Raw genomic sequence first — 14,687 nt, forward strand, 5'->3', positions numbered from 1 at the left:
TCACGACTCCCGGGCCTGGATCAAGGCCGCGAACAGGCTGCTCGCCCCGAGCCGGAAGGTCTTGGGATTCACCCAGGCGGGACCCATGAGGCGGTCGGCAAGAGCCAGGTAGGTGGCTGCGTCGGCAATGCTGCGCAGGCCGCCGGAGACCTTGAGGCCGGCGGGCCGGCCGCTCGCCCGGATCTCATCCAGCATCGCCTCGGCAGCCTCCGGCGTCGCCGAGACCGCGCTCTTGCCCGTGGAGGTCTTCAGGAAGTCGGCGCCCGCCTCCAGGGCGATCCGGCTGGCCTCCCGGATCCGATCGGGATCGGCGAGCTCGCCCGTCTCCAGGATCACCTTGAGGATCGCGGATCCGCAGGTGTCGCGCACCGCCTCCACCATGTCGCGGGCGATCGCCGCCTCGCCCCGCAACAGGGCGCGGTAGGGCAGGACGAGGTCGATCTCGTCCGCCCCGTCGCGCAGGGCCTCGGCGGTGTCGTCGGTGGCGCGGGCGCAATCCTCGCCACCGTCTGGGAAGTTGATCACCGTGGCGATCCGGATGCCGGTGCCCGCGAGCGCCCGCGCGCCCTGCTCGATGAAGCGCGGCCAGACGCAGATCGCCGCGACGCCGCCGCGCTTCGCGTCCCGGCAGAGGGCGTCGATCCTGGGTTCGGTGCAGGTCTCGCCGAGATCGGTGAGGTCGAGGAGCGGCAGGGCCCGGCGGGCGACCGCGCCGGCTTCGGACTCAGTCATCGGCGGTCTCTCCATCGGGCAGATGGGCCACGAAGGCCCGGATCAGGCGGCCGAGATCCTCCGCGGCCCGCGCCGCCACCGCCTTCGTCTCCGCGTGGTGCGGCGCGCCCCCGGCGATCCCGGCCGCGAGGTTCGTCACCACCGAGACCGCCGCCACCGGCAGGTCGAGGAATCGGGCGAGGATCACCTCGGGCACCGTGGACATGCCCACGAGGTCGGCCCCCAGGATGCCGGCCATCCGGACCTCCGCGGGCGTCTCGAAGCTCGGGCCGGAGAACCACGCGTAGATCCCCTCCCCGAGGGGCAGGCCGCAGGCCGCCGCCGCCGCGCGCAGCCGCGTCCGCAGATCCGGATCGTAGGCCGCGGTCATCGGCACGAACCGGGCGTCGCTGGCCTCGCCGATCAGCGGGTTCAGGCCGGACAGGTTGATGTGGTCGGCGAGCAGCACGAGGCTGCCCGGCCCCGTCCCAGGCCGCAGCGATCCGGAGGCGTTGGTGAGCAGCAGACGCCGGGCGCCGAGGTGCCGGGCGCAAGCGAGGGGCACCCGCATCACCGCCGGATCGCCGCGCTCGTAGGCGTGGGCCCGCCCCTCGAAGATCAGGACCGGCCGCCCCGCGAGGCGACCGCGGTGCAGCCGGCCGCCGTGACCGCTGACGCCCGGCCCCGGAAAACCGGGAATCGCCGCGTAGTCGAGGACGATGGCATCCGTGAGGGCGGCGGCGATGCCGCCGAGGCCGGTGCCGGTGACCACCGCGCAGGCGTAGGGTCCTGCGAAACCGGCGTCGCGCAGGGCGTCGCGGGCAGCCGCCTCACTCACCCAGCGTCTCCGGGCCGAAGGATTCCGGCAGCAGCTCCGCCAAGGTGAAGCTGCGGGCGACGCCGCCCGGTCCGGCGGCATGAATCGGCGTGTCCGGTCCGGCGAACTCGCGGATCCGCTGGCGGCAGGCACCGCAGGGCGTCACCAAGCCGACGCCGTCGCCGCAGACCAGGATCGCCGCGATGCGCCGGCCTCCGGCCGCCACCATGGCGGCGATCGCTCCGGCCTCCGCGCAGGTCCCGACCGGGTAGGCGGCGTTCTCCACGTTGCAGCCGGCATGGATGACGCCGCGCTCGTCGCGGAGCGCCGCACCGACCGGGAAGCGGGAATAGGGCGCATGCGCCCGGTCACGCACCGCCCGGGCGGCCTCGAACAGGGCGGCGAGCCCGTCATCGTCCCGTGCTGAATCCGCGGCCTGCATGGCCGATCTTTGGCACCCGCCGGGGCGCCCTGTCGAGGGGGCCTGTCGAGGGGGCCGGGGCGGGGTCAGCGCCCTCCGGCCGGGTGCCGCCGGGGCGCCGTCAGCGGATCACCGCGCCGAGGAGGCGCGCCGCCTGCCGGAGATCCGTGTCGTCCCGCGGGCCGCTCAGGGCGTAGGCCGTGTCGCCGGTATTCCACGACACGACGTCGCCGTCATCCGAGCCGGTGAGCGTCGTCGGACCGCCGCGGATGCCGCGGGTGGCGAACAGCGACGCCTCGCCGAACCGACCGGCCTCCAGGGCGACCTCGATCCCGGTGCCGTGCCGGGCGGGGAAGACCTGGATGTCGCGGACGCGCCAGCCATCCGGCAGGGCCGGGAGATCGATGCCCGTCGCCGAGCGCAGGCGCGGCCGGTCGTAGACCGGATCGTCGGCTTGGCCGCCCATGCTCTTGCGCAGCTGCGCGACGACCCGGGCCTGGCGCGCATCCGCGATCAGGGCCGGGTCCGGCGTCGCCGCCTGGGTGTCGGGAACGCCGAAGCGGCCGATCTCGTCATGGGCGAGCCAGCCCGCCCCCACGAGCACCGCGATGGCCGCGGCCCGCTTCAGGCGCGAGGCGACCCGGCGCCAGCGCAAATTCCGGTCGAAGCGACGCGCCAGAACGACGTTCCGGTCCGGCCCGGGCCCGGGAACGCGCTCGAAACAGGCCCGCAGGGCGTCGCGATCGTGCATCTCGGCCATCACCCGGGCCGCAGCCTCGGGGTTGGCCGCGAGATGGGCCTCGACGTCGAGACGGCGCATCGGGTCGATCTGCCCGTCGACGAAGGCGATGAGATCGTCGTCTGTGATCGGATCGATCATCGTGAAAGTCCTCGAATCCAGCGTGCCCGGAGGCGATCCGCCGGTCGCAATCGTTCAATCGGCACCGGCGCCCGCGGGCGCCGGACCTGTGTCGGCGCGGTCCTCAGCTCTCGCCGACGGCGCGTCGGAGGTGCCAGTTGGACCCGCTTTTCGGCTCGTCGGACACGACGAGCCGGAGGGTGGAGGGTGGCCCGCGACGCGTCTCGGGTGCCCGGGACGGCTCCCCTTCGCCGGAGGCCCGGTCGGCCCGCGTCCCCTCTTCGAAGGCCCGCAGGGCCGCCCGGCCGCGGCCGAGACGGGACATCAATGTGCCGATCGGAATGCCCAACACGGCGGCCGCATCGGCGTAGGCCATGCCTTCCAGCGTGACGAGATGGAGCGCGGCGCGCTGCTCCTCCGGCAGCTTGAGGAACGCCTGCCGAATCTGGGCGAGGCGCACCTGGCCCTCCTGGGCCGGCGGGGCCATGTCCTCGGTCATCCGCACCAGCGTGTCGGCGTGACGGGCCTCGACCTGCCGGCGGCGCTGCTCGTCGATGAAGGCGTTGTGCAGCACCGTCATCATCCAGGTGCGCAGATTGGTATTGGGCCGGAGCGTGCCCTGCATCTCCAGCGCCCGCACCAGGGTATCGTGCACGAGATCGTCGGCCCGCAGCGCGTCGCGGGCCAGCGAACGCGCGTAGCGCCGCAGGGGCACCATCAGGTCGAGGAGGTCCGGGCGCGTGTTCTTGTCCGATGCCATGGGATGTGAACGCGAGGCAGCGGCCTTTTAATCCCGCCTGCCGGCCGGGTCTCGGATGTCAGGCCTGATCGAGGGCTGCCGCGATGCCCGAGATCACCCGCGGATCCGTCGGCTCGACCTGCGTGGCGAAGGCCGCCGCCAGGGTGCCGTCCCGGGCGATCAAGTACTTGTGAAAATTCCACCGCGGCGTCTCGGCCGGGCGCTCGGCCGCTGCCCAGCGGTAGAACGGGTGGGCGCCCGGCATCTTCACCCGGGTCTTGGCGGTGAGCGGGAAGGTGACGCCGTGATTCTTCCGGGCAGCCTCCGCGATGGCCGGCCCGTCCAGCGGCTCCTGATTGCCGAAATCCGGCGAGGGCACGCCCAGGACCGTGAGCCCCCGGTCGCCGAACCGCGTCCAGAGCGTCTGGAGCCCGGAGAGTTGCCCGGCATAGCCGCAGGCCGTGGCGGTGTTGACCACCAGGATCGGCTTTCCCGCATAGGCCGAGAGCGGCATCGGCGCGCCCTCGGGCGTCTCGAAGGCGAAGTCCGTGGCCCGCATGGCCTCGGCGGCGCGGGCGGTGCCGGCAAGGCCGGCACCGATCAGGATGAGAGCCTCGCGGCGCAGCAGCGTCATGGCAGGTCTCCGGCTCGGACGTCCCGCGGCCGCAACAGGCCAGGTCGGACGGGGGATCACCTCATTAATATGCCTGCTGCAGGTCGACCGTACAGTCTCGGCCGACTGCGTCATAATTCTCCGCGAGCCAGGCTTGCGCGGCGGCGCGGCCCTTGTCGCGCAGGCGCTTGAAGACGGTCCAGCGGGCATCGAGCTTGGAGGCGGCGTTGTAGTCCTCCAAAGCGTCGGTCCCGTCGATGCGGTGCACCAGGACCCGGCGATACTGGCCCTGGCCGAGAACGCCTTCCTCGATCAGCCCGTCGAGGAAGTCGATCGCCCGCAATTCCCGCATCAGGTTGGCGTTGAAGGTGATCTCGTTCAGCCGGTCGCGGATCTCGGCCTCAGTGCGCGGGGTCTCCCGCCGCTCCACGGGGTTGATCTGCACGAGCACGATGTCGCGGGTCTGGGCGCCGCGATGCAGGGGGTAGAGCGGCGGATTGCCGAGATAGCCGCCGTCCCAATAAGGCACGCCATCGATCTCCACCGCCTGGAAGACGGTGGGCAGGCAGGCCGAAGCCATCAGGTGATCGACGGTCAGCCGCTCACGCTCGAAGACCGCGAGCTTGCCCGTCCAGACATTGGTGGCCGAGACGAACAGGCCCGCCGTGTCGGCCTCGCGCAGGCGGTCGAAATCGACCTGCTCGGCCAGCGCCTTGCGCAGCGGGTTGATGTTGAGCGGGTTCGACACGTAGGGGCTCGGCGCCAGCATCTTGGCCCAGAACTCGGCCACCGGATTGCCCTTCCACAGGCTGAACAGGCCGCTGACGAAGTTGCGCTGGGCCGGGCCCAGGTCGCCGTCGAGGCTGACCTCGCGCCAGAACCGCTCCAGACCCTCGCGGGCTCCGTCCGGGCCGCCCTTGAGCCAGCCATCCACGAGGACGACGGCATTCATCGCTCCCGCGCTCGCCCCCGTGACCGCCTCGAAGCCCAGACGCCCATCTTCGATCAGCGCATCGAGGACGCCCCAGGTGAAGGCGCCGTGCGCACCGCCGCCCTGCAGCGCCAGGGCCACCGGCTTCTCCGCCTTGGGCCCGGCCAGCACGTGGCCCGACCCCTGGGCGGACTGCGCCTCGATCACGTCCGAGACGGGTGACTCGGGGACGGCAGTGGCCGGATTGTGCGGCTCGCCGCCGGATTGCTCGTTCATGTCGGCCTCCTGGTCCGGCCGCTTAGATGGGATGCTGCATTGCAGCATCAACCGTCGGCCACGCCTGCGGTCCGCGGCCCGCGCCCCCGCCGACCCGAGCGAATCGGCAACAGAGGCGGACGAAATCCCGATGGCGCCGAAGGCAAACGCCGCGCGGACGTGCAGCAAACTCGACATCCGCGCCCGGATACGACATGACAGCCGCGATGCTGTCATGCGCGATGCTGTCCTGCGTGGCGCCGGCTTGACGCGGCGCCGGGTCGTCCGCAGCTAACCCGCGACAGCCCCGAAGTTCCGGCGAAGCGTGTCCCGGGACAGACCCGGCAGCCCTCAGGCTCCGGCGTCCCGTGAGGCGCGCCCGCGAAGGTCCACGATGGAAGTCATGGAAGCCACCCGTTCCGAAAGCCCTGCCGCCGACAACCCGCTGGCCGGTGGCGGCCCGGAAATCGCCGGCCCCGCGCCGCGCCACCGCACCGTCGGCGTGACGGTCGGCGAGGGCGAAGGCGCGGTCACGGTCGGCGGCGGCGCGCCGATCGTCGTCCAGTCGATGACCAACACCGACACGGCCGACATCGACGCCACGGTGGCGCAGGTCGCCCAGCTCGCCCGGGTCGGCTCGGAGCTGGTGCGCATCACGGTCGACCGGGACGAGGCGGCGGCGGCGGTGCCGAAGATCCGCGAGCGCCTCGACCGGATCGGCGTCCACGTCCCGCTGGTGGGCGACTTCCACTACATCGGCCACAAGCTGCTCGCCGACCACCCGGCCTGCGCCGAGGCGCTCGCCAAGTACCGGATCAATCCCGGGAACGTCGGCTTCAAGGACAAGAAGGACACCCAGTTCTCGGCGATCATCGAGCAGGCGATCAAGCACAACAAGACCGTGCGGATCGGCGCCAACTGGGGGTCGCTCGACGGCGAGCTGCTCACCCACCTGATGGACGAGAACGCCAAGGCGCCGCGGCCGATCGATGCCCGCGCGGTGATGCGCGAGGCGATGGTCCGCTCGGCGATCAGCTCGGCCGACCGCGCCGTGGAACTCGGCCTGCCGCAGAACAAGATCATCCTCTCGGCCAAGGTCTCGGCCGTGCAGGACCTGATCGCCGTCTACCGCGAGGTGGCGCGCCGTTCGGATTACGCGATCCATCTCGGCCTCACCGAGGCCGGCATGGGCTCGAAGGGGCTCGTGGCCGCCTCCGCCGCCATCGGCGTGCTCCTCCAGGAGGGCATCGGCGACACGATCCGCTACTCGCTCACCCCAGAGCCCGGCGGCGACCGGACCGTCGAGGTCAAGGCCAGCCAGGAACTCCTGCAGACGATGGGGTTCCGCACCTTCGTGCCGATGGTGGCGGCCTGCCCGGGCTGCGGTCGCACGACCTCGACCACCTTCCAGGAACTCGCCCGGGACATCCAGAACTGGATCGTCACCTCGATGCCGGAGTGGAAGAAGTCCTATCCGGGCGTCGAGGGGCTGAACGTCGCCGTGATGGGCTGCATCGTGAACGGCCCGGGCGAATCGAAGCACGCCGATATCGGCATCTCGCTGCCTGGCACCGGCGAGACCCCGACCGCGCCGGTCTTCATCGACGGCAAGAAGGCCATGACCCTGCGCGGCCCGACGCTGGCCAAGGATTTCGAGACGATCGTGATCGACTACATCCAGCGCCGATTCGGTCAGCAGGGCGGGACGCGCACCGCCGCCGAGTGAGGCGCGGTGCGGGGGTAAACACCCCCGGCCCGCTCCCGTCGCGGCTCGGTGAAGTCTGTCCTCGCCCGAGAGGACGCCTCCCACCGCACCGGCATTCCGGGGCTCCGCGAGCGGGCCCGGAAACAAGAACCCGCGTCGGTTCAGGCGCTTGATCCATCGGCGCATCGGGTCGGCATGCGAGCGTGTCGCGCCTCCGGCGCATCGCATTCGGACCTGAATCGCACCGAGACCCAGCTCGGCGATCTTCGCAGAGGCACACGGTTTCCGGCCGCACGAGGGCATGATAGCAAGGCCACACGATCCCGCGAGCGGTCGGCCCGGTGGCCGGCCCGCACGGTTCGGCGGAGTGTTCGCGTGTTCTGCCCGGCCCCGACTGGCCCCTGAGCCGAACCGCGAAGCGCCGGCCACGCCCGAGCTTCCGACATCCCCATGAGCCACAACTTCGCACCCGGCGTAGCAGCCCAGCCCGCGCCCGCAGCGCCCGACGCCGCGCGGGAGGCCGCCGCGGCGTCCGACGAGACGACCGGCCAGACGCCCATGCACGGGCCGGCGACCTCCGGCACCCTCGATGCCCCCGAGAAGGCGGAGACGCGCCACGGCCATGCCGGCTTCTGGACGCTCCTCGTCGGCTCCGTCGGCGTCGTCTACGGGGATATCGGCACCAGTCCGCTCTACGCCTTCCGCGAGGCGCTGGTCCCCGCCCGCACCGACGGCATCCTGCTGCCCGAGGAGGTGATCGGCACCGTCTCGCTGATCCTCTGGGCGCTGTTCATGATCGTGACGGTGAAATACGTCGCGATCCTGCTGCGCATGGACAACAACGGCGAGGGCGGCATCCTCTCGCTGATGGCGCTCGCCCGGAAGGCGCTGGGCGGCTCGCGCATCGTGTTCATGCTGGGATTGATGGGCGCCTCGCTGTTCTACGGCGACGCGGTGATCACCCCGGCGATCTCGGTGCTCTCGGCGGTGGAGGGCCTGAAGCTCGTCACCCCCGCCCTCGACGATTACGTCCTGCCGATCACCGTGGTGATCATCGTGGCGCTGTTCCTCGTGCAGAACCGCGGCACCGGCAAGGTCGCGGCCTTCTTCGGGCCGGTGACCATCGTGTGGTTCCTCGCCATGGCGCTGGCGGCACTGCCGCATATCGGCCTGCACCCGGAGGTGTTCCGCGCCGTCAATCCCTGGCACGCCGTGAACTACCTGCTCGGCCATGGCACCGGGGCGCTGGTGGCCTTGGGCGCGGTGTTCCTGGCGGTGACCGGGGCCGAGGCGCTGTTTGCCGATCTCGGCCATTTCGGCCGCAAGCCGATCCAGCTGGCCTGGATCGGCCTCGTCTTCCCGGCGCTCGCCCTCAACTATCTCGGGCAGGCGGCCCTGGTGCTGGAGAAGCCCGACACCGCCGACCCGTTCTTCCAGCTGGTGCCGGCCTGGGGCCTGCTGCCGATGGTGATCCTCGCCACGATCGCCACCGTGGTGGCGAGCCAGGCGGTGATCACCGGCGCCTTCTCGTTATCCCGGCAGGCGATCCAGCTCGGCCTGCTGCCGCGACTCGAGATCCGCCATACCTCCGAGTCGCATGCCGGGCAGATCTATCTGCCGCAGATCAACGGGCTGCTGATGGTGGGCGTCGTCCTGCTGGCGGTGCTGTTCAAGACCTCCTCGTCGCTGGCCTCTGCCTACGGCATCGCGGTGACCGGCACGATGCTGCTCACCGCCTCGCTGACCTTCCTGGTGATGTGGCGCATGTGGAAATGGTCGCCGGTGGCGGCGGCCGCCGTGATGCTGCCCTTCATCGTCCTGGAGTTCCTGTTCCTGCTGTCAAACCTGATCAAGGTGGTGGAAGGGGGCTACGTGCCGCTGCTGCTCGCCGGCGGCCTCATCATCCTGATGTGGACCTGGGTGCGGGGCGTCACGATCCTGTTCAACAAGACCCGCAAGACCGACGTGCCGCTCGTGGAGCTGGTCGGCATGCTGGAGAAGAGCCCGCCCCACCACGTGCGCGGCACCGCGGTGTTCCTGACGAGCGATCCCGAGATCGCCCCGGCCGCGCTCCTGCACAACCTCAAGCACAACAAGGTGCTGCACGAGAAGAACGTGATCCTCACCGTCGAGACGGTGGACACGCCCCGCTCCAACGAGGCCGACAAGGTGCGGATCGAGCCGGTGGGCCCGCATTTCTACCGGGTCGTGATGAAGTTCGGCTACATGGAGACGCCGAACATCCCGAAGACGCTGGTGCTGCTGCGCCGCCAGGGCTTCAAGTTCGACATCATGGCGACGTCGTTCTTCCTGTCGCGCCGCTCGATCCGGCCGGCGGCGCATTCGGGCATGCCGCTCTGGCAGGACCGGATCTTCATCACCCTCGCCAAGAACGCGAACGACGCCACGGACTTCTTCCAGATCCCCACCGGACGTGTGGTGGAGGTGGGGACGCAGGTGACGGTCTGAGGGCCGCGCCGCCATGGTCATCGGCGCGCGCGTCCTGACGATCCGTGGGCCGGTGGCGGACATTCCCGGCGCGGTCCGGCTCGAGCGCCGGAAGACACGGACGGGCACGGGATCTGCCGCTTCACGATCGGTCGGCCCGAAGAGCCGTGCGAGAGTCTCGGGGCCGGCATCGATGCGCTGCGGGCCATCCACTTAGCGATGCAGAGGACCGGCATCGACTTCAAGGTCAGCGCGGCCCACGAGACCGGCACCCGGGTGGGGAAAAGCCCGGGTATGGGCCGGCCCTCCTATTCCGTAGAACGGCCAAGTGCGTCCGATCGGCGCGGACAAGGTCTCGAGGAGCGAGGGCACTGGGCTCCCTGTGCGAGCGGAGCGAAGCCACCCGGCACGCCACGCGCACCGGGTGCGCGCGGTCGTGGATCACGTCGTGCCCCGCGTGAGGCATGCTGCCTATGATCGCACGCCCTGACGATGTGCGCCGCCGCACGCGGCATGTCCTGAGCGCAACCACTCGCGGATGACCGGCCCCGTCCCTGCGTTGCGCCCGGCCCGAGGCCTGATTTAGAATACTTATTATTCTGAGCTTGAGCGTTAGCCCGGCGGCCCGGCCGCATCGGTGAACGTTAGCTGGCAAATCCGGCCTTGGCCTCCGGCCCGGCTCAGACCCGACTGATCGCCGCTCCGGCGCCGCCAGACAGGACGCAACGATGATCAAACTCACCGTGAACGGGGCTGCGCGCAGCTTCGACGGCGACCCCGACATGCCGCTGCTGTGGTACCTGCGGGACGAACTCGGGCTCACCGGCACGAAATTCGGCTGCGGCGTCTCGCTCTGCGGGGCCTGCACCATCCATCTCGGCGGGACGGCGACCCGTGCCTGCATCACCCCGGTCTCGGCCGCCGCCGGCCAGGAGGTCGTCACCATCGAGGGGCTGTCGCCGGACGGCAACCACCCGGTGCAGGTGGCGTGGCGCGACCAGAACGTCGCCCAGTGCGGCTTCTGCCAGTGCGGCCAGATCATGCAGGCCGCCGCGCTCCTGAAGGACACGCCGAAGCCGTCCGATCAGGACATCGACGACACGATGAGCGGCAACATCTGCCGCTGCGGCACCTACCCGCGCATCCGCGCCGCGATCCATCAGGCTGCCGGCCAGCCGGCGCCCGCCACCAAGGGAGAGCGCCTGTGATCCACGACGCGAAGATGAGCGCCCAGCTCGCCGCCGGCACCAAGCCGGCCCTCGACAATGTCAGCCGCCGCGGGATCCTCGGTGGCGCCGGCGCTCTCGTTCTGGCCCTCTCGCTGCGTCCGGCGCGAGCCGACGAGACCCAGACCGCCGAGCAGAAGGCCCAAAAATTCGGCGCCGACGGCATGCCGCACGGCTGGCGCGACGATCCGAAGATCTTCGTCGCCATCGCGCCGGACGGCACCGTCACGGTGACCAACCACCGCTCCGACATGGGCCAGGGCATCCGGACCTCGGTGGCCTTCACGGTCGCCGACGAGCTGGAGGCCGACTGGTCGAAGGTGAAGGTGGTCCAGGCCTGGGGTGACGAGACCCGCTTCGGCAACCAGGACACCGACGGCTCGCGCTCGACCCGCCACTTCTTCCAGCACTTCCGCCACGCCGGCGCCGCCGCGCGGCTGATGCTGATCCAGGCCGCGGCCAAGCAATGGGGCGTGCCGGCCTCCGAGGTGACGGCGGTCAACCACACCCTGACCCACGCCAAGTCGGGCCGCACCCTCGGCTACGGGGCCGTGGCCCAGGCCGCCGCCGAGCTGCCGGTGCCCACCGACGTCAAGCTGAAGGACCCCAAGGACTTCCGCTACATCGGCACCGGCAAGGTCGGGCTGATCGACAATTTCGACATCACCACCGGCAAGGCCGTCTACGGCCTCGACACCAAGCTCGACGGGATGCTCTACGCGGTCGTCGCGCGCCCGGCCGTCTATGGCGGCACGGTGAAGTCCTTCGACGACAGCGAGGCCAAGAAGGTCCCGGGCGTCGTGAAGATCTTCAAGATCGACGGCGGCACGATCCCGTCCGAGTTCATGCCGCTCGGCGGCGTCGCCGTGGTGGCCAAGAACACCTGGGCGGCCCTGAAGGCCCGGGACGCCCTCAAGATCACCTGGGACGACGGCCCGAACGCCGGCTACGACACCGACGCGTTCCGCAAGGAGCTGGAGGCCGCGGCCCGCAAGCCCGGCAAGGTCGTGCGCACGCAGGGCGACGTCGACGGCGCCCTCGCCAAGGCCAAGACCAGGGTCGAGGCTGAGTACTTCGTGCCCCACCTCGCCCAGGCGCCGATGGAGCCCCCGGCGGCGGTGGCCCGCGTGAAGGACGGGTTCTGCGAGGCCTGGGCCTGCACGCAGGGTCCGCAGGCGGCCAACGACCGCCTGATGAAGGCGCTCAAGCTGCCCGACGACAAGGTCAAGGTGAACGTGACGCTGCTCGGCGGCGGGTTCGGGCGCAAGTCGAAGCCCGACTACGTGGTCGAGGCGGCGCTCTGCTCGCAGGCCGTGGGCGGCGCCCCGGTGAAGCTCGCCTGGACCCGCGAGGACGACCTGCACCACGGCTTCTACCACACGATCTCGGTGGAGCATCTGGAGGCCGGCCTCGACGACAAGGGCATGCCGGTGGCGTGGCTGCACCGCTCGGTGGCGCCGACGATCGGCTCGATCTTCGCGCCCGATCCGAAGCACGAGCTGCCGTTCGAGCTCGGGATGGGGCTGGTCAACACGCCGCTGAACATCCCGAACATGCGGCTGGAGAACCCCGAGGCTGCCGCCCATGTCCGCATCGGCTGGTTCCGCTCGGTGTCGAACATCCCGCACGCCTTCGCGATCCAGTCCTTCGTGTCGGAGCTGGCGCACGCCGCCGGCCGCGAGCCGAAGGAGTACCTGCTCGACCTCATCGGACCCGATCGCAAGATCAGCCCGACCGAGATCGGCGACGTCTGGAACTACGGCGAGGACCCGAAGCGCTACCCGATCGAGACCGGCCGCCTGCGCGGCGTGATCGAGGCGGCCGCCAAGGGGGCGGGCTGGGGGCGGCAGATGCCCAAGGGCACCGGCCTCGGCATCGCCGGCCACTACAGCTTCGTCACCTACACGGCGGTGGCGGCCGAGGTGGAGGTCGACGACAAGGGCCAGGTGAAGGTGAAGGCGATCGACATCGCGGTCGATTGCGGGCCGCAGGTGAATCCGGAGCGCATCCGCTCGCAGATGGAGGGCGCCGTGGTCATGGGGATGGGGCTCGCCCTGACCTCCGAGATCACCTTCAAGCAGGGTCGGGCGGTGCAGAACAACTTCGACGGCTACGAGGTCCTCCGGATCGACGCCGCCCCGAAGGTGGTCCGCGTGCACCTCGTGCCGACAGGCAATTGGGACGGGCCGCTCGGCGGCGTCGGCGAGCCCGGCGTGCCGCCGGTGGCGCCGGCGATCGCCAACGCGATCTTCGCAGCCACGGGCCGCCGGGTCCGGCAATTGCCGATCCGCGATCAGCTGAGCGCCTGAACCGTCACCCGTCGCGAGACGTTGGGGCCGCAGGGGGAACCTGCGGCCCCATTCTTTTGGAAAGTACCCGACCCGATGATGCGTCCCGCCCTGACGGCCTGCCTGACCCTGATCCTGACGGCAGCCCCGGCCCTCGCCTCGCCCTGCGGCGACCGGATCGACAGCGTTTCCAAGCGGGTTCAGTCCGAGATGAGGCAGTCGATCTCCGCCTCGACCAGCGGCCAGGGCAATGCCGCCAAGCGCGGCGGCGAGGGGGTCACCGGCACGGAGGGTCAGCGGGCGAAGGAATCCCCCGAGGCGCCGCCGGAGAAGTCGGCCCAGGCCGGCCAGGGGGCGGATGCCGCCCAGCAGGCGCAGGTCGCCCTTGAAGAGGCGCGCACGGCCGACTCGAAGGGTGACGCCAAGGGCTGCGAGGCGGCCCTGTCCCGCGTCGAGCAGCAGTTGAAGAAGACACCCTGAGGCACTTCATAGAACGGGCTGACGGGTTCGATGCGCGAGGCTGGCCGCTCCCGCATCGATCCAAGCCACCTCTCTCATCCTGAGGCCCGCTGCGCGGTCGCCTGAGGATGAGGGGAAGGGTTCGACGTGAGCCCTGGCTGGGCTTGCCGCCTCACCGGCCCAGCGCGCTGATCTCGATCACGAACTTCCGCCGCAACGCCCGCGAGAAATCGCCGTAACCGGCGGCCGCAAGCAGGAACGCCCCCGGGCCGCCGATGACGTGGGCGCGGTACCATTGCTCCAGGCTCGTGCGTTCCTGCGGCAGCGGGGTCGGGAGCAGGCCGTAGCCCGGCGCCCGATAGGCCCCGGCCCCGACGACGTCGTTCTCGCCCGGCACCAGGATCGGCAGGCCGTTGACCGTCGCGCCGGTGGCGAGCAGCGCCGCATGCGCCTCCGCGAGGCTGTCGGCGTCGGTGCAATTGTCGATCCCGTCGCCGGAGACGTCGATCACCACGCGCTCGGCCGGGATCGGGAGCGTCGGGAGCACGGCGTCGGTCACCGTGCGGAACATCTGGCCGAGGCAGGTGAACTCGCCGGCCTGCCGGGGCGTGGCCCGGACGAGGGCGGCGGTCGCCGCAGCATCGACGCGGTTGGCGATCCGCCGCCAGCCGACCGCGAGGTTCGCCCGGTCCGCCCAGGTCACCATCGCGAATAGGATCCCGCCCGGATTGCCGGTGATCGCGCCGATCACCGACGGATCCTCCAAGGCCTCCGCGATGCCCTCCATCTGGAGCCGGAATCGCGATTCGTCGACGGATTGCGACACGTCCACCGAGACGACCAGCGCGGTGGCGACGCTCTCAGGTGCGGCCTTGGCGGGCGCCAGCCCGAGGAGCAGGAGGCCGGCGCCCCGCAGCGCGCCGCGGCGGATCCATCCCGAACCCGTCCGCATCATCGGCCTCGGCGCTCCCGGAAGGCGCGGCCCTGCGGCCGTCGCGCATCCGTTAGGCCACGTTTCGACGGGACGCGAAACCGGCCTTTCGGGGGGGCCGCCGCGCGGCCCCGCCCGTCGGACCGACGCGCTGCGGGCAGGCCCGGATGCGCGTCGGCAGGGTGTCGTGCGGGCGCGAAGCCCGGCCCCGGTGAGGAGGATTCGCTCCGGCGGCGGTAGCCCGCTCATCTCGGAGGTGGCCCGTCCTCCGGCCCCATCCCTGG

The 14,687-nt window shown here is 70.9% G+C and carries 13 protein-coding genes and 1 pseudogene; 6 read left to right on the forward strand and 8 right to left on the reverse strand.

Features of this window, described 5'->3' with window-relative positions:
- The 7 genes from deoC to GGQ91_RS26520 form a co-directional block, all read right to left on the reverse strand.
- Positions 1-732: a deoxyribose-phosphate aldolase gene (deoC, locus tag GGQ91_RS26490; RefSeq protein ID WP_182593196.1), complete on the reverse strand. Its 732-nt coding sequence runs from the start codon at positions 730-732 to the stop codon at positions 1-3.
- A complete protein-coding gene (locus tag GGQ91_RS26495) occupies positions 725-1,549 on the reverse strand; it encodes a purine-nucleoside phosphorylase (RefSeq protein WP_075380869.1) in 825 nt (274 codons plus the stop codon). Before GGQ91_RS26495 ends, deoC begins: the two co-directional genes overlap by 8 nt.
- Positions 1,542-1,970, reverse strand: a complete 429-nt coding sequence (locus tag GGQ91_RS26500; RefSeq protein WP_051045123.1) for a cytidine deaminase — start codon at positions 1,968-1,970, stop codon at positions 1,542-1,544. Before GGQ91_RS26500 ends, GGQ91_RS26495 begins: the two co-directional genes overlap by 8 nt.
- A 100-nt stretch (positions 1,971-2,070) precedes the next feature.
- Positions 2,071-2,829, reverse strand: a complete 759-nt coding sequence (locus GGQ91_RS26505) for an anti-sigma factor (RefSeq protein WP_182593197.1) — start codon at positions 2,827-2,829, stop codon at positions 2,071-2,073.
- A gap of 103 nt (positions 2,830-2,932) precedes the next feature.
- Entirely contained in the window at positions 2,933-3,568 is a 636-nt protein-coding gene (locus GGQ91_RS26510; protein ID WP_182593198.1) for a sigma-70 family RNA polymerase sigma factor, read from the reverse strand.
- Positions 3,569-3,626: 58 nt separating this feature from the next.
- The gene (locus GGQ91_RS26515) at positions 3,627-4,181 is read right to left on the reverse strand and encodes a glutathione peroxidase (RefSeq protein WP_043347523.1); all 555 of its coding nucleotides are present in this window, start codon (positions 4,179-4,181) and stop codon (positions 3,627-3,629) included.
- A gap of 64 nt (positions 4,182-4,245) precedes the next feature.
- Positions 4,246-5,367, reverse strand: coding sequence for a patatin-like phospholipase family protein (locus tag GGQ91_RS26520; protein ID WP_182593199.1), 1,122 nt, complete (start codon positions 5,365-5,367; stop codon positions 4,246-4,248).
- Positions 5,368-5,740: 373 nt separating this feature from the next.
- Here GGQ91_RS26520 and ispG point away from each other — a divergent pair, with 373 nt between their 5' ends.
- From ispG to GGQ91_RS26545, 6 genes and pseudogenes are all read left to right on the forward strand, one after another.
- Positions 5,741-7,072, forward strand: a complete 1,332-nt coding sequence (gene ispG / locus GGQ91_RS26525; protein ID WP_043356351.1) for a flavodoxin-dependent (E)-4-hydroxy-3-methylbut-2-enyl-diphosphate synthase — start codon at positions 5,741-5,743, stop codon at positions 7,070-7,072.
- A gap of 429 nt (positions 7,073-7,501) precedes the next feature.
- Positions 7,502-9,520 (forward strand): potassium transporter Kup, encoded by a 2,019-nt coding sequence (locus tag GGQ91_RS26530; RefSeq protein WP_043356352.1) that lies wholly within the window; start codon positions 7,502-7,504, stop codon positions 9,518-9,520.
- A gap of 96 nt (positions 9,521-9,616) precedes the next feature.
- Positions 9,617-9,976, forward strand: a pseudogene (locus tag GGQ91_RS28635) (DUF6968 family protein); the annotation flags it as partial.
- 251 nt (positions 9,977-10,227) lie between these two features.
- Positions 10,228-10,707 carry a (2Fe-2S)-binding protein gene (locus GGQ91_RS26535; RefSeq protein WP_043385201.1) on the forward strand — a complete coding sequence of 160 codons (480 nt, stop codon included), beginning with the start codon at positions 10,228-10,230 and terminating at the stop codon, positions 10,705-10,707.
- Complete coding sequence (locus tag GGQ91_RS26540; protein ID WP_043385197.1) at positions 10,704-13,034, forward strand: xanthine dehydrogenase family protein molybdopterin-binding subunit; 2,331 nt, start codon at positions 10,704-10,706, stop codon at positions 13,032-13,034. Before GGQ91_RS26535 ends, GGQ91_RS26540 begins: the two co-directional genes overlap by 4 nt.
- A gap of 75 nt (positions 13,035-13,109) precedes the next feature.
- On the forward strand, positions 13,110-13,493 hold the full coding sequence (locus tag GGQ91_RS26545) for a hypothetical protein (protein WP_043352202.1): 384 nt from the start codon (positions 13,110-13,112) through the stop codon (positions 13,491-13,493).
- A gap of 151 nt (positions 13,494-13,644) precedes the next feature.
- Here GGQ91_RS26545 and GGQ91_RS26550 read toward each other — a convergent pair whose 3' ends face one another.
- Positions 13,645-14,424: a DUF1194 domain-containing protein gene (locus GGQ91_RS26550; RefSeq protein ID WP_182593221.1), complete on the reverse strand. Its 780-nt coding sequence runs from the start codon at positions 14,422-14,424 to the stop codon at positions 13,645-13,647.
- Positions 14,425-14,687 lie beyond the last annotated feature (263 nt).

The organism is Methylobacterium fujisawaense (genome assembly GCF_014138435.1).
Lineage (GTDB): Bacteria > Pseudomonadota > Alphaproteobacteria > Rhizobiales > Beijerinckiaceae > Methylobacterium > Methylobacterium fujisawaense.

Excerpts from the sequence above, each read along its gene's own strand:
- deoC (WP_182593196.1), bottom strand. The coding sequence starts at position 732 with ATGACTGAGTCCGAAGCCGGCGCGGTCGCCCGCCGGGCCCTGCCGCTC.
- GGQ91_RS26500 (WP_051045123.1), bottom strand. The coding sequence starts at position 1,970 with ATGCAGGCCGCGGATTCAGCACGGGACGATGACGGGCTCGCCGCCCTG.
- GGQ91_RS26505 (WP_182593197.1), bottom strand. The coding sequence starts at position 2,829 with ATGATCGATCCGATCACAGACGACGATCTCATCGCCTTCGTCGACGGG.
- GGQ91_RS26510 (WP_182593198.1), bottom strand. The coding sequence starts at position 3,568 with ATGGCATCGGACAAGAACACGCGCCCGGACCTCCTCGACCTGATGGTG.
- GGQ91_RS26515 (WP_043347523.1), bottom strand. The coding sequence starts at position 4,181 with ATGACGCTGCTGCGCCGCGAGGCTCTCATCCTGATCGGTGCCGGCCTT.
- GGQ91_RS26520 (WP_182593199.1), bottom strand. The coding sequence starts at position 5,367 with ATGAACGAGCAATCCGGCGGCGAGCCGCACAATCCGGCCACTGCCGTC.
- ispG (WP_043356351.1), top strand. The coding sequence starts at position 5,741 with ATGGAAGTCATGGAAGCCACCCGTTCCGAAAGCCCTGCCGCCGACAAC.
- GGQ91_RS26530 (WP_043356352.1), top strand. The coding sequence starts at position 7,502 with ATGAGCCACAACTTCGCACCCGGCGTAGCAGCCCAGCCCGCGCCCGCA.
- GGQ91_RS26535 (WP_043385201.1), top strand. The coding sequence starts at position 10,228 with ATGATCAAACTCACCGTGAACGGGGCTGCGCGCAGCTTCGACGGCGAC.
- GGQ91_RS26545 (WP_043352202.1), top strand. The coding sequence starts at position 13,110 with ATGATGCGTCCCGCCCTGACGGCCTGCCTGACCCTGATCCTGACGGCA.
- GGQ91_RS26550 (WP_182593221.1), bottom strand. The coding sequence starts at position 14,424 with ATGCGGACGGGTTCGGGATGGATCCGCCGCGGCGCGCTGCGGGGCGCC.